The 13,106-nt window shown below is 65.1% G+C and carries 13 protein-coding genes and 1 tRNA gene; 5 read left to right on the top strand and 9 right to left on the bottom strand.

Going from position 1 to position 13,106, the window contains the following annotated elements; translation table 11 throughout:
- Nucleotides 1-59 precede the first annotated feature (59 nt).
- The 3 genes from ilvD (at nucleotide 60) to IEX41_RS09015 (ending at nucleotide 3,721) form a co-directional block, all read left to right on the top strand.
- Nucleotides 60-1,889, top strand: a complete 1,830-nt coding sequence (ilvD, locus tag IEX41_RS09025) for a dihydroxy-acid dehydratase (RefSeq protein WP_188789912.1) — start codon at nucleotides 60-62, stop codon at nucleotides 1,887-1,889.
- A gap of 199 nt (nucleotides 1,890-2,088) precedes the next feature.
- Complete coding sequence (locus tag IEX41_RS09020) at nucleotides 2,089-2,685, top strand: LysE family translocator (RefSeq protein ID WP_188789911.1); 597 nt, start codon at nucleotides 2,089-2,091, stop codon at nucleotides 2,683-2,685.
- A gap of 73 nt (nucleotides 2,686-2,758) precedes the next feature.
- Nucleotides 2,759-3,721, top strand: coding sequence for an acetyl-CoA carboxylase carboxyltransferase subunit alpha (locus IEX41_RS09015; protein ID WP_188789910.1), 963 nt, complete (start codon nucleotides 2,759-2,761; stop codon nucleotides 3,719-3,721).
- Nucleotides 3,722-3,791: 70 nt separating this feature from the next.
- On the opposite strand, the gene IEX41_RS09010 is transcribed toward IEX41_RS09015, so the two are convergent.
- Nucleotides 3,792-5,042, bottom strand: coding sequence for a lytic murein transglycosylase (locus IEX41_RS09010; RefSeq protein WP_188789909.1), 1,251 nt, complete (start codon nucleotides 5,040-5,042; stop codon nucleotides 3,792-3,794).
- 566 nt (nucleotides 5,043-5,608) lie between these two features.
- A tRNA-Arg gene (locus IEX41_RS09005) sits at nucleotides 5,609-5,685 on the bottom strand.
- Nucleotides 5,686-5,827: 142 nt separating this feature from the next.
- On the opposite strand from IEX41_RS09005, the gene IEX41_RS09000 reads away from it, so the two are divergent.
- Nucleotides 5,828-6,868 (top strand): LacI family DNA-binding transcriptional regulator, encoded by a 1,041-nt coding sequence (locus tag IEX41_RS09000; protein WP_188789908.1) that lies wholly within the window; start codon nucleotides 5,828-5,830, stop codon nucleotides 6,866-6,868.
- Between the two features lie 9 nt (nucleotides 6,869-6,877).
- Here the strand turns inward: IEX41_RS09000 and IEX41_RS08995 are convergent, their stop codons facing one another.
- Nucleotides 6,878-7,609 (bottom strand): Crp/Fnr family transcriptional regulator, encoded by a 732-nt coding sequence (locus IEX41_RS08995; RefSeq protein ID WP_188789907.1) that lies wholly within the window; start codon nucleotides 7,607-7,609, stop codon nucleotides 6,878-6,880.
- 72 nt (nucleotides 7,610-7,681) lie between these two features.
- Between IEX41_RS08995 and IEX41_RS08990 the strand changes: the two genes are divergently transcribed.
- Nucleotides 7,682-8,080: a hypothetical protein gene (locus IEX41_RS08990; RefSeq protein WP_188789906.1), complete on the top strand. Its 399-nt coding sequence runs from the start codon at nucleotides 7,682-7,684 to the stop codon at nucleotides 8,078-8,080.
- Between the two features lie 367 nt (nucleotides 8,081-8,447).
- Here the strand turns inward: IEX41_RS08990 and IEX41_RS08985 are convergent, their stop codons facing one another.
- From IEX41_RS08985 to IEX41_RS08960, 6 genes are all read right to left on the bottom strand, one after another.
- Nucleotides 8,448-9,437: an ABC transporter substrate-binding protein gene (locus tag IEX41_RS08985; RefSeq protein ID WP_188789905.1), complete on the bottom strand. Its 990-nt coding sequence runs from the start codon at nucleotides 9,435-9,437 to the stop codon at nucleotides 8,448-8,450.
- Between the two features lie 91 nt (nucleotides 9,438-9,528).
- Complete coding sequence (locus tag IEX41_RS08980) at nucleotides 9,529-10,371, bottom strand: ABC transporter permease (RefSeq protein ID WP_188789904.1); 843 nt, start codon at nucleotides 10,369-10,371, stop codon at nucleotides 9,529-9,531.
- Nucleotides 10,371-11,231, bottom strand: a complete 861-nt coding sequence (locus tag IEX41_RS08975; RefSeq protein ID WP_188789903.1) for an ABC transporter permease — start codon at nucleotides 11,229-11,231, stop codon at nucleotides 10,371-10,373. Before IEX41_RS08975 ends, IEX41_RS08980 begins: the two co-directional genes overlap by 1 nt.
- Entirely contained in the window at nucleotides 11,228-11,665 is a 438-nt protein-coding gene (locus tag IEX41_RS08970) for a GNAT family N-acetyltransferase (protein WP_188789902.1), read from the bottom strand. Before IEX41_RS08970 ends, IEX41_RS08975 begins: the two co-directional genes overlap by 4 nt.
- Nucleotides 11,658-12,440: an ABC transporter ATP-binding protein gene (locus IEX41_RS08965; protein WP_188790125.1), complete on the bottom strand. Its 783-nt coding sequence runs from the start codon at nucleotides 12,438-12,440 to the stop codon at nucleotides 11,658-11,660. Before IEX41_RS08965 ends, IEX41_RS08970 begins: the two co-directional genes overlap by 8 nt.
- A 17-nt stretch (nucleotides 12,441-12,457) precedes the next feature.
- Nucleotides 12,458-13,102: a DUF2268 domain-containing putative Zn-dependent protease gene (locus tag IEX41_RS08960; RefSeq protein WP_188789901.1), complete on the bottom strand. Its 645-nt coding sequence runs from the start codon at nucleotides 13,100-13,102 to the stop codon at nucleotides 12,458-12,460.
- Nucleotides 13,103-13,106: the final 4 nt, after the last annotated feature.

Below are 13,106 nucleotides of genomic sequence, written 5' to 3'. Positions count from 1 at the left end.
TTGCCGCATGGCATCGCAGGCGGTACACAGCCCCCAGACACCCAAGAGGGGGAGAACCCATGCCAGCCTATCGCTCACGCACCACCACCCACGGCCGCAACATGGCCGGTGCCCGCGGCCTGTGGCGCGCCACCGGGATGACCGATGGCGACTGGAACAAGCCGATCATCGCCATCGTCAACAGCTTCACCCAGTTCGTGCCGGGCCACGTCCACCTCAAGGACCTGGGCCAGATGGTCGCGCGCGAAGTGGAAAAGGCTGGCGGCGTCGCCAAGGAATTCAACACCATCGCGGTGGATGACGGCATCGCCATGGGCCACGACGGCATGCTCTATTCCCTGCCCTCGCGCGAGATCATCGCCGATAGCGTGGAATACATGGTCAACGCCCACTGCGCCGACGCCATGGTCTGCATCTCCAACTGTGACAAGATCACTCCCGGCATGCTGATGGCTTCCATGCGCCTCAACATCCCCGTGGTCTTCGTCTCGGGCGGCCCGATGGAAGCCGGCAAGGTGGAATGGGACGACGAGGAAAAGGCACTCGACCTCGTGGACGCCATGGTCGCCGCTGCCGATGACAAGTACACCGACGCACAGGTGCAGGCCATCGAAGAGGCCGCCTGCCCGACCTGTGGCTCGTGCTCGGGGATGTTCACCGCCAACTCGATGAACTGCCTGACCGAGGCGCTTGGTCTGTCGCTGCCCGGCAACGGCTCGACCCTTGCGACCCACGCAGACCGCAAGCGCCTGTTCGTCGAGGCCGGCCACCTGATCGTGGACCTCGCCAAGCGCTACTACGAGCAGGACGACGCTTCGGTGCTGCCGCGCTCCATCGCCTCGGTCGAGGCGTTCAAGAACGCCATGACCCTCGACATTGCCATGGGCGGATCGACCAACACGGTGCTGCACCTGCTGGCAGCCGCGAACGAGGGCGAGGTCGACTTCGACATCTCCGAGATCGACAAACTGTCGCGTCAGGTTCCGGTGCTGTGCAAGGTCGCGCCCGCCAAGGACGACGTGCACATGGAAGACGTGCACCGCGCGGGCGGCATCATGGCCATCCTCGGCCAGCTCGACCGGGCGGGCCTGATCAACAGCTCCGTGCCCACGGTGCATGCCGAAACGATGGCCCACGCGCTCGACCGCTGGGATGTGTCGCGTACCAACTCGGAAACCGTACATGATTTCTACCGCGCGGCCCCGGGCGGCGTGCGCACCACGCAGGCCTTCTCGACCGAGCGGCGCTTCGATGCGCTGGACCTCGACCGCCAGAACGGCGTCATCCGTGACGCAGACCATGCCTTCTCCAAGGATGGCGGCCTTGCGGTACTCTTCGGCAACCTTGCCGAGGACGGCTGCATCGTGAAGACGGCGGGCGTGGACGAGAGCATCCTCAAGTTCACCGGCCCCGCGCGCATCTTTGAAAGCCAGGACACCGCCGTGTCGGCGATCCTCACCGGCAAGGTTCACAAGGGCGACGTGGTGCTGATCCGCTACGAAGGCCCGCGCGGCGGCCCCGGCATGCAGGAAATGCTCTACCCGACCTCCTACCTGAAGTCGAAAGGCCTCGGGAAGGATTGCGCGCTGGTAACCGATGGCCGCTTCTCGGGCGGCTCCTCGGGCCTGTCCATCGGCCACGTCTCGCCCGAGGCGGCCGAAGGCGGCACCATCGGCCTCGTGGAAGAGGGCGACATGATCGAAATCGACATCCCCGAGCGCAAGATCCAGCTTGCCGTGGATGACGCGGTCATCGCCGAACGCCGCCTCGCCCGCGAGGACAAGGGCTGGCAGCCGGACGAAAAGCGCAAGCGCAAGGTGTCCAAGGCCCTCAAGGCCTATGCCGCCCTGACCACCAGCGCCTCCAAGGGTGCCGTCCGCCAGATCTGACGGAGAGGCCGGAAGGGGGCGTTGCCCCCGTCCTTGCGGGGCTCCCCCGGCGTACTTGGAAAGAGAAGAAGGGGCGGCGCCGGGCAATACCCATGGCGCCGCCCTGTTGTTTGCATTTGCTGTAAATATTCTGCGGGGTGAATGCCCGCAGGGCAGAGGGCGAACCGGCCCTTCCCCCTTCCCCGCCACGAGAGCCCACATGACACCCGAGCTGCTGCTGGCCATCCTGACCTTCGCCCTTGTCTCGAGCATCACGCCGGGACCCAACAACCTCATGCTCATGTCCTCGGGGGCGACTTTCGGCTTCCGCCGCAGCCTGCCACACATGGCCGGAATCACCCTTGGCTACCCTCTGATGCTGGTGCTGGTCGGGCTTGGCGCGATGCAGGTCTTCGACCGCTACCCCGCAGCGCATGACGTGATGCGCGTGGTGTCGGTGCTCTACATGCTTTGGCTCGCGCTGCGCATCGCCCGCGCAGCACCGCCCGATGAAAATGAACCCGGGCGCGCTCGGCCGCTGGGCTTCTTCCCGGCGGCGGCCTTCCAGTGGGTGAACCCCAAGGGCTGGTCCATGGCCCTTGGCGCCATCACCCTCTATGCCGCCGACCGCAGTCTCGCATCTGTGCTCTGGGTGGCGGCCTGTTTTCTTGCCATGTCCATGGTCTCGACCACCACCTGGACCGTTCTGGGGCGCGAAGCGCGGCGCGTTATGGGCAACCGCAGGCGGCTGCGGATCTTCAACATCGCCGCGGCGCTGCTGCTGGTGATCTCGCTCTACCCCGTGCTTATCGCCTGATCGGGCCTGCGACATTGCATCCCGCCGCGCAAATCGCCATATAGGCCACGCGAAACAAGAGTACCCAAGGTCCATGACGCATTATCTCGACTTCGAAAAACCGCTTGCCGAAATCGAAGGCAAAGCCGAAGAGCTGCGCAACATGGCGCGCAACAACGAAGAAATGCACGTCGGGGATGAGGCTGCCGCGCTCGACCGCAAGGCGCGCGACATGCTCAAGGACCTCTACAAGAAGCTCACCCCGTGGCGGAAATGCCAGGTGGCGCGCCACCCCGACCGTCCCCATTGCAAGGACTACATCGAGGCGCTGTTCACCGAGTACACCCCCCTTGCGGGCGACCGCGGCTTTGCGGACGATCACGCGGTGATGGGCGGCCTTGCGCGCTTCAATGATCGCCCCGTGATGGTGATCGGCCACGAGAAGGGCCACGACACCCAGTCCCGCATCGAGCGCAACTTCGGCATGGCCCGCCCCGAGGGCTACCGCAAGGCGATCCGCCTGATGGACATGGCCGACCGCTTCGGCATCCCGGTCATCACTCTGGTAGACACCCCCGGCGCCTACCCGGGCAAGGGCGCGGAAGAGCGCGGCCAGTCCGAGGCCATCGCCCGCTCCACCGAGAAATGCCTGCAGATCGGCGTACCGCTCGTCTCGGTCATCATCGGCGAGGGCGGTTCGGGTGGCGCAGTTGCCTTTGCCACCGCCAACCGGCTCGCCATGCTGGAACATTCGGTCTACTCGGTGATCTCGCCCGAGGGCTGCGCGTCGATCCTGTGGAAGGATTCCGACAAGATGCGCGAAGCTGCCGAGGCGCTGCGCCTCACGGCGCAGGACCTGCAGAAGCTGGGCGTGTGCGACCGTATCATCGCCGAGCCTCTGGGCGGCGCGCACCGCGATCGCGAGGCGACCATCGCGTCGGTGGGCAAGATGATCTCGGCCATGCTGGACGAAATGGGCGACATGAAGCCCAAGGCGCTGATCAAGGCGCGCCGGGACAAGTTCCTCGAGATGGGCGACCGCGGCCTCGCGGCCTGACCCGAGGCGCCACCGCAACATCAAAAGGGGAGGGCATCGCGCCCTCCCCTTTCTCGTTTCCATGAGGGGGTCAGCCCCGCCGCAGGCGCACCAGAAGCTCGCGCGATGGCTCGCCGGTCACCGCCATGCCCGAACGCTGCTGGTAGGCCCTGATCGCCGCTTCGGTGTTCGAGCCCAGCACTCCGTCCGGCTTGCCTGCCTCGTGTCCGGCCCGGTTGAGCAAGGCCTGAAGCTCCTTGCGTTCGTCGATGGTGAAACCGTAGCGATCCGGCGGGAAGGTGCCACGCACCGGCCCCGCGCCGCCAAGGCGATCCGACAGGTGTCCCACGCCAACGCCGTATTTCTCCGCATTGTTGTAGCGCAGGATGACGTTGAAGTTGCGATAAACGAGGAAGGCCGGACCACCCACCCCCGCCAGCGCGAGGACCGAGCCGGTGCCCGCAGGCAGCGATCCGCCCGCCGCCGGGCTCACGCCCATGGCCGCCCAATCCGAGGCCGACCGTCGCGTCCCGCGCCCGGTCAGGCCGGACGAGAACCCGGCAGGCAGGCGCACTTCGACGCCCCATGGCTCGCCCCGGCGCCAGCCGCTGCGCGACAGGTAGTTCGCGGTCGAGGCCAGCCCGTCCGTGGGATCCTCGGACCAGATGTCGCGGCGCCCGTCGCCGCGGAAATCCACTGCGTATTCCTGGTAGGTAGTGGGGATGAACTGGGTGTGGCCCATCGCCCCTGCCCAGCTGCCAGTGAGGTTGCGCGCCGTGGTGTCACCGCGCTGAAGGATGCGCAGCGCCGCCATCAGCTGGCGTTCAAAGAACTCACCGCGCCGCCCATCATAGGCCAGCGTCGACGTGGCCGAAACCACCGGAATGTTGCCCCGGCGGTTGCCGTAGTTGCTTTCCATGCCCCAGACCGCCGTGACGACCCGCGCGGGCACGCCATAGCGGGCTTCGATCTCGGAGAGCACGCCCGCCTGCTGGCGCAGCTTGGCGCGCCCTTCCGAAACGCGGGTCTCGGACGCGGCAATGGCGAGGTAATCCTCGAGCGTGCGCGTAAACTCGGTCTGGCTGCGGTCGCGGGTGACGACCCCCGGCAGGTATCCCGCGCCGCGGAAGGCCGCGTCCAGCGTCGCCCCCGAGATGCCCTGCGCCTGCGCCCTGCCCCGGAACGAGGCAACCCAGGCATCCCAGCCGGCGTTGGGCTGCGGCATCAGGTCGGGGTCGAGCCCCTCGTCCATCATGGCGACGGGCCCCGCGCCGCCTCCGCATCCAGCTAGAAACGCCAGGGACGCTCCGCCTGTGATCATGGCCCGCCGGGTGAATCGCATGTCTGCCTCCTGCTTCGGTTTTGCGCCACTGTGGCCTGCACTGAACCCCTCGGCAAGCGGCTGCCGGGTGATCGGCAGGAGACGGCCAGTTGCCCAGACGGAACGCTCCCGCCGTGGTTGCGCGCGTGATTGGAGGGCTTGGGCCCGGGTCCGTGCAATGCTCCACGGATGCGGATCCGCCCTACCCCGAACGGGCCGGCATATGGCCCGAAGATCAGCAGAACACGGGGGGAAATGTCATGAATGATGACAGCGAAGCTTCCCCCAAGGCTTTCCGTCGCGCCTTCCCGAGGGATTGGCCTAGGCGAGCGAGGCACGAAAGCAGGCGCTGACGTTGTGGATCGATCCCCGTACGGAGATCAAACGCGCCCAGGTCCTGAGCGACCGCGCGTCAGAACGCCGCGAGGAATTCCATGAACGCCCGCGCCGCAGCAAGCCCGCTGGCCCCCGACGTCCCGGGCCACTGGCGCGCCTGGCATGCATCCGACCCAACGCATCTGTCACAGAGCGACCCTGCGGAGGCTTGTGGCTGGTCAGAGGACATATCCGATTCTGAAGCAGAATAATGGCGACCCCGGCAGGATTCGAACCTGCAACCTGCCCCTTAGGAGGGGGCTGCTCTATCCAGTTGAGCCACGGAGCCGTCTGCCCTTGTCTATGGCGGTGAGGCACTCGGTGCAAGACCACCCTGCCTCCTGGAAGCGCACCACATGCGGCAAATATTGACCCGGATCATACACGACTTGCTTGCGCCGGTGTAACAGCTAACATCGCAACAGCCTGAAATGCCGAGGAGACATACCGTGGCCGATGACGATCCCCGCCCCCTGACCCTGAGAGACGTGTCCGAGGCTTCCGGCGTATCCGAGATGACCGTGAGCCGCGTGTTGCGCAACCGGGGGGACGTGTCCGAGGCCACCCGCAAGAAGGTGCTCGAGGCCGCCAAGGAGCTGGGCTATGTTCCCAACAAGATCGCCGGGGCGCTGGCCAGTCAGCGGGTGAACCTCGTGGCGGTCATCATCCCCTCCATGCGCAACATGGTCTTCCCAGAGGTCATGGCCGGCATTTCCTCCGTGCTCGAGGATACCGAACTGCAGCCGGTGGTCGGCGTCACGGATTACGAGCCTGAAAAGGAAGAGCGTGTCCTTTACGAGATGCTGTCCTGGCGGCCCTCGGGCGTCATCATCGCCGGCATCGAACACACCGAGGCGTCGAAGGCCATGCTCAAGGCCAGCGGCATCCCGGTGGTCGAGATCATGGATACCGATGGCACTCCCATCGACACCGCCGTGGGCATTTCCCACCGACGTGCAGGCCGCGAGATGGCGACCGCGATCCTCAAGGCGGGCTACCAGAAGATCGGCTTCCTTGGGACGAAGATGCCGCTCGATTTCCGCGCCCGCAAACGTTTCGAGGGCTTCACCGAAGCGCTGGCCAAGGGCGGCGTCGAGGTCATGGCGCAGGAATTCTACAGCGGCGGATCAGCGCTGGCCAAGGGCGCGGAAATGACCAAGGAAATCCTCGAGCGTGAGCCTGAGCTGGATTTCATCTACTACTCCAACGACATGATCGGTGCAGGCGGCCTTCTCTATCTGCACGAACAGGGGTGCAACATCCCCGGCGACATCGGCCTTGCCGGGTTCAACGGCATTGAGCTGCTACAGGGCCTCCCCCGCAAGCTCGCGACCATGGACGCCATGCGCTCCGAGATCGGGCGCAAGGCCGCCGAGATCATCTGGGCCCGGGTCGAGAACGGCGACGCCGCGCCGGAAAAGATCATCGAGTTCTCGCCCAAGATCAGCTACGGCGACACCCTGCGCCGCTGAGCCCGACGCCTACAGGAAGGGCCGTTGCGGCGGCCCTTCTGCGGAGGTGACCGCGAGGTCGGCCATGGCCTCGACGTCTGGGATCTTCAGGCGGCCTTCGGACCAGTCAGCAAGACCGCGCTGTCGCAAACGGCTGAGGGTCTTGTTTGTGTGCACAAGCGACAACCCCAGCGCATCCGCAAGGTCCTGCTGCCGGAACGGCAGCGGAACGCTGCCACGGGTCTCGAGGCCGAGCCCCACCAGCTTCTGATACATCTTCACAAGTGCCCAAGCGACCCGCTCGGTGCCATCGCGCTGGCCCAGCGTGGCTACGGTTTCGCCAAGGAAATGTTCTTCGGCCGCAGCGATCCATGTGAGATTGAAGGCCAGTTCGGGCTGGGTCCGAAACAGCACCCACATGTCCTCGCGGCGGAAGACGCACAGCCGCATCTCGGTCACGGCCTCGACGGTATGGGCCATCTCGCCGGTAATGCCGCCCTGCAGGCCCAGAAGTTCGCCGGGCATCACGAAGTTGATGACCTGCCTCCGACCATCCTCGAGCGTCTTGTCCCGCAGCGCCATACCCTCGAGCACCGTGTAAAGCTGCGGCGTACGCGAGCCTTCCAACAGGATCTGGGTGCCCGGACCGACTGTCATTTCCCCGGCCTTGAATCGGCGCAGGAAGTCGATCTGGTCCTCGTCATGTGACATGAGCGGTTCGCAGTCACGCAAGGGGCAGGCGCCACAGTCGATGGTCTTCATTCGCACAATCCTCGTGAGCAGGTATGTCACAGTTTAATGCGGTGTCTTCTTTTATGTTCCATAGGGACATCAATGAAATCACTGAAGCGAGCTATGTCGTACGCAACTAGCCCAAGCCATCCCCGCATCTGCCTTGTCTGCATCGCGGATCCACTCGTCGCGCTCGATGTCGCGACGATTCTCGCGGAGGTGTATCCGAGCGCCAACCTTATCAGCGAACCGGATCATGCCGCCGCACTGTCGGCGATCGAAGGCGTGGACAGCCCGCCGGTGGCCGTGCTTTTTCTCAGCCCGGACCTGCTTGATCAAAGCCCCCTCGGCAAACGCCTGACCGAGCTTGGGGCTGCTATCATTCTCATGGGCACTGCCGCCGAAGAAAGCAGCGACACCCATGGCCACGCGGTGCTGCAACGCCCGTTCCGAACCGCGGACCTGGTCGCATTGCTGCCGCGGGACACGCTTTCCAGGTAAGGGCACCCAGAAAATCGCCTGAAATGTCACCGGTCGGTCATGGCCGCGTCACCTGCACGTCACTTGGCCCGCCTAACGATGGCCTCATACCGACGCGGAACGCAGCGTCCCCGAATAAATGCGGCTCTCCTCAGATCCGCAGTTCCGCGCTTGGGATTTGATAAGGCATTTCATGACCAGATCGGGGTGGTGTTCGCACCACCCCGTTTTTGTCGAGCCCTGTCGTGGAGGGCTCGCCTTGGGTGCCCTGGTTGTAACGGGGCCAAATTTCCTGACCTGACGTCCCCGAGCCCGGCCTTGCCTGCCCCCGGAAACGCAAAGGCGGGCCCGAAGGCCCGCCCCGCTGTCTCTCATGCGGTATCTTCGATCAGTTCAGCGCCTGATCGGTGATCTCGTGAGTCCAGGCTGCCTCGCCCGGATCCTCGGTGATGACCGGTTCGGCACCGGAAGACAGCAGCACCTCAACCGTGCGCTCGAAATCAGCCGGATCAAGCGTGCCGTCCGACCCTTCGGTCAGCTTGGCGATTTCGCCCATCATCCGCTTCTGGTGCTCTTCGGTCTGGGCGCCGGTCTCGTCGTTCTCAAGCACGATGTCGGCGGCCTCGTCAGGGTTCTCCTCGGCGTATTTCCAGCCCTTCATGGAAGCACGCACGAAGCGGGCCAGCTTGTCGACCATTTCGGGGTCCTCGAGGTTCTCTTCGGTGGTATAAAGCCCGTCCTCAAGGGTCGAGATGCCCTCGTCCTCATATTTGAACACCACGAGGTCAGCCGGGGTGAGGCCCGCGTCGATAACCTGCCAGTATTCATTGTAGGTCATGGTGGTGGCGCAATCGACCTGCTTTTGCAGCAGCGGATCGACGTTGAAGTTGATCTTCTGGATCGTCACGCCCTCTTCAGAGCCGTCAGTGGGCAGACCCAACTTGGACATCCACGAATAGAGCGGCAGCTCATTGCCGAAGAACCAGGTGCCAAGGGTGTGGCCGGAGAAATCCTCGGGCGTTTCGATGCCGGTTTCCTTGAGGCAGGTCAGCATCAGGCCCGAGGACTTGAACGGCTGGGCGATGTTGACGATGGGCGCGCCGTTCTCGCGGGCGGCAAGGGCCGAGGGCAGCCAGTCGACCATCACGTCGGCCCCGCCGCCCAGCAGCACCTGCACGGGCGCGATGTCGGGGCCGCCGGGCTTGATCGTCACGTCGAGGTCTTCCTCGTCGTAAAAGCCCTTGTCTTCGGCCACGTAATAACCCGCGAACTGGGCTTGCGTCACCCATTTCAGCTGCACGGTCATTTCGTCCGCCGCCTGCGCCATGCCTGCGGTCAGGGCCAGCGCAGCGGTGGCGGTCAGAGTGGTGATCTTCATGATTGGTCGCTCCTTGTTGGTGGATGTGCCCCGCTTCGGGGCTTTTGTTGATCTGGCCGGTTTGCCCGGTCTTTTCGTGGAATATCGGGTGTCAGCGCCCCTTGCGCTGGGACGGGTGCCAAAAGGTCACCGCGCGTTCGAGCAGCGCCATGCCGCCATAGAAGGCCGAACCGGCGATGGCCGCAACGACGATCTCGGCCCAGACGAGGTCAAGCTGCAAGAGCCCTACGCTGGTCGAGATGCGAAAGCCCATGCCCTTGATCGGAGAGCCGAAGAATTCCGCCACGATCGCCCCGATGAGCGCCAGCGTCGAGGCAAGCTTCAGCCCGTTGAAGATGAACGGCATGGCAGCCGGCAGGCGCAGTTTCACCAGCGTCGTCCAGTATCCGGCGGCATAGGTGCGCATCAGGTCGCGCTGCATGGCGCTGGTGTCGCGCAGCCCCTCGACGGTGTTCACCAGCATGGGGAAGAACACCATGACCACCACGACGGCGGCCTTGGATTGCCAGTCGAACCCGAACCACATGACAAGGATCGGCGCGATGCCGATCACCGGCAGCGCGGCGACGAAATTGCCCACCGGCAGCAGCCCACGCCGCAGGAAATCGAAGCGGTCCACCACGATGGCCGTGACGATCGCGGCGGCACATCCCATGACATAGCCGCTTAGCGCGCCCTTGATGACGGTCTGGACGAAATCCTCCCAAAGGATCATGCCCGACTCGCCTGCCCGCGCGGCGATGGCCGAGGGTGGCGGCAGGATCACCGGCGAGATGCCAAAGCCCCGCACCAGCGCCTCCCAGACGAGGACAAGCGTGAGGCCGAACAGGATCGGCACCATCAGTGCCGTGATCTTCGACGCGGAGCGCCCAGCAAGCCAGACATTGAGCGCCCAGCCTGCGATCCATGCCGTGATACCCAGCAAAATCCACATCAGTTCAGCCCCATCCGTTTCAGCGTTACACGCTGGATGACACCGATCAGCCCCACCGCGGCGGCGGCCACGGCCGCGGCCATGATGAGCGCCGACCAGATCTGCACGGTCTGGCCGTAATAGCTGCCCGCCAGCAGCCGCGCCCCGAGGCCGGCCACAGCACCGGTGGGAAGCTCGCCCACAATTGCGCCCACGAGGCTGGCCGCCATAGCGATCTTGAGCGAGGCAAAGAGATACGGCAGCGACGATGGCAGACGCAGGCGCAGGAATTCCTGCCGGCGCGTGGCGCTCCAGGTGCGCATCTGGTCAAGCTGCATGGTCGACGGCGACCGCAGCCCCTTCACCATGCCCACCACCACCGGGAAGAACGACAGGTACATGGAGATCATCGCCTTGGGCAGCAGTCCCGACACTCCCACCGCATTCAGCACCACGATGATCATGGGCGCGACCGCGAGGATGGGGATGGTCTGGCTGGCAATGACCCATGGCATGACGCTCATGTCCATGACCCGCAGGTAGACGATGCCGAGCGCCAGCAAGAACCCAAAGGCGGTCCCCAGCGCAAAGCCCAGCAGCGTTGCCGAAAGGGTCACCCACGCGTGGTAGACAAGGCTGCGCTTGGACGTGACCGCCTTCTGCGCCACCGTCTCCCACAGCTCAACCGCCACTTGGTGCGGCGCAGGCAGCTTCGGCTTTGCCTGCGACCATGTGTCGGCCACAAGCTCGGCGGTGGAGAGCACGCGATCCTGACGCGCCGCCTGATCCAGAGCCCACTGCTTGTTGAGTTGAACCGACGCGCCGTACCACAGCACGACGATGGCCAGAACGACCGTCAGGACAGGGATTACGTTTCTCATCGGTGCCACTCCATCCGCAGTTCAGGCACGGTCTCTGGCGGTTCGGGAACGATCTCGCCGCCAACGGGGTGAAACCCTTCGCGGGCATAGAATTTCTGCGCCGCGAGGTTGGGCACATGGGTGTGCAGCCAGAGAAACTCGCGCCCCTCCTTCACCCGGTCCATCAGCACCTTGCCGAATCCCTGCCCCGTCCGCTCGCAATACAACGCACCGATGCGGGAGGTGCCCGGATCAAGGGACAGGTAACAGTCGATGGGATCGCCGATCACCCAGATCTCGTGGTCGGGCAGCGCCTTGGTGATGTACATCTCGATGGTCTGAGGCGGCTCGCTGCGCGGCATCCACGGGGTGGCGTCGATCCAGGCATTGACCACGGCGGCGATAGCGGGGGCGTCCTCGGGTGTAGCGCGGCGGCAGGTGTCCGGCTCAGTCATAGGCATGCCCCTCCCGCAGCCCCTCGCGGACCCGGTGCGCGATCTCGAGGAACTCCGGCGTGTCGCGGATCTCGAGCGGGCGCTCCTTCGGCAGCGGGCTTTCGATAACGTCGGTGATCCGCCCCGGACGGGGCGACATGACGACGATCTTGGTGGACAGAAACACCGCCTCAGGGATCGAATGGGTGACGAAGCAGATAGTCTTCTGCGTCCGCGCCCAAAGTGCCAGAAGCTGTTCATTGAGGTGATCCCGCACGATTTCGTCCAGCGCACCAAAGGGCTCGTCCATCAGCAGGATGTCCGCCTCGAAGGCCAGCGCCCGCGCGATGGACGCCCTTTGCTGCATCCCTCCCGACAGCTGCCAGGGGTATTTCTTCTCGAAACCCGACAGTTCGACCAGCTCCAGCACCTTGCGCACCCTCTCGGCCTGCGCGGCCTTGTCGTAGCCCATGATCTCGAGCGGGAGGCGAATGTTGCCGCCGATGGTCCGCCACGGATACAGCCCCGCCGCCTGGAAGACGTAGCCGTAGGCGCGCGCCTTGCGGGCCACCTCGGGCGTGACGCCATTGACGAGGACAGAGCCGGATGTGGGCTGTTCGAGGTCCGCCATCACCCGAAGGAAGGTGGTCTTGCCACAGCCCGAGGGGCCGATGAAGGACACGAAATCCCCCTTGTCCACCTTGAGGTTCACATCCCGAAGGGCATGCACCGGGCCGTCATTGGTGTCGAAGGTCAGGTTCAGGCCGCTGGCTTCGATCACCGGGTGCCGGGCGATCTCGGGCTTGGGGTCAGTCACGCGAAGTCTTCCTCGTTCAAAGTCACGTCCTCGGGGCGCAGATGCACCAGCTGCGAGGCGGGGATGCCGGTTGCGGCGATGTGTTGGCCCACGATGCGGTAGCCCAGGGTGTAGCCGAACCAGGCGGGCAGATCGCGGGCGCCAAAGAACCATTCCGCGTGGTCATAGCGCTGCAGCCAGCCCGCACGCACACGGTCCGCCTCGGCACGCAAAACCTCGGGGGCATGGGCGTCCTCCCAGGGCTCCGGCGGAGTGCTGCAACATTCTCGGGTGAAGTGCCCGGCAAGCCCCTCGCTCAGCAGCGCCGCTCCAAGGGTGGTGCCGTAGCCGGGGCCGCGCCAGCGGTGGACATGGTGCAGCTCGTGCAGGACGGTGCGCACCAGCGGCTCGCCGAGATTACGCGGCAGGTTCTCGTTCGCCGCATCGAAGGTCAGCTGGATCATGTCGCCGGTGGGGCAGTAGCCCACGAAGCCCAAGGCTCCGATGACCTGCCCCGGCCAGTGCTGCACCACCACGTCGAGTGCCACTTCAGGCAGCCGTGCTTCGCCAAGGGCCTGCCCCCGCGCGATGGCCGCGCGGATGGCACCCTCGTGCGGGGTCAGCTGCCCTGAGGCATTGGCGACATGCAAGGCCCAGCCCAAGGCA

The sequence above is a fragment of the Salipiger pallidus genome, assembly GCF_014643635.1.
GTDB classification, from domain to species: Bacteria; Pseudomonadota; Alphaproteobacteria; order Rhodobacterales; family Rhodobacteraceae; genus Salipiger; species Salipiger pallidus.
Note: the sequence above shows the minus strand (reverse complement) of the source record. Positions and strands in the feature narration are given on the sequence as shown.

What these genes read in the sequence shown, in the direction of transcription:
- IEX41_RS08970 (WP_188789902.1), bottom strand. Translation starts at nt 11,665, where the DNA reads ATGACTGAGCCGGACACCTGCCGCCGCGCTACACCCGAGGACGCCCCC.
- IEX41_RS09000 (WP_188789908.1), top strand. Translation starts at nt 5,828, where the DNA reads ATGCCGAGGAGACATACCGTGGCCGATGACGATCCCCGCCCCCTGACC.
- IEX41_RS09020 (WP_188789911.1), top strand. Translation starts at nt 2,089, where the DNA reads ATGACACCCGAGCTGCTGCTGGCCATCCTGACCTTCGCCCTTGTCTCG.
- IEX41_RS08975 (WP_188789903.1), bottom strand. Translation starts at nt 11,231, where the DNA reads ATGAGAAACGTAATCCCTGTCCTGACGGTCGTTCTGGCCATCGTCGTG.
- IEX41_RS09010 (WP_188789909.1), bottom strand. Translation starts at nt 5,042, where the DNA reads ATGCGATTCACCCGGCGGGCCATGATCACAGGCGGAGCGTCCCTGGCG.
- IEX41_RS08995 (WP_188789907.1), bottom strand. Translation starts at nt 7,609, where the DNA reads ATGAAGACCATCGACTGTGGCGCCTGCCCCTTGCGTGACTGCGAACCG.
- IEX41_RS08990 (WP_188789906.1), top strand. Translation starts at nt 7,682, where the DNA reads ATGAAATCACTGAAGCGAGCTATGTCGTACGCAACTAGCCCAAGCCAT.
- IEX41_RS08985 (WP_188789905.1), bottom strand. Translation starts at nt 9,437, where the DNA reads ATGAAGATCACCACTCTGACCGCCACCGCTGCGCTGGCCCTGACCGCA.
- IEX41_RS08980 (WP_188789904.1), bottom strand. Translation starts at nt 10,371, where the DNA reads ATGTGGATTTTGCTGGGTATCACGGCATGGATCGCAGGCTGGGCGCTC.
- ilvD (WP_188789912.1), top strand. Translation starts at nt 60, where the DNA reads ATGCCAGCCTATCGCTCACGCACCACCACCCACGGCCGCAACATGGCC.
- IEX41_RS09015 (WP_188789910.1), top strand. Translation starts at nt 2,759, where the DNA reads ATGACGCATTATCTCGACTTCGAAAAACCGCTTGCCGAAATCGAAGGC.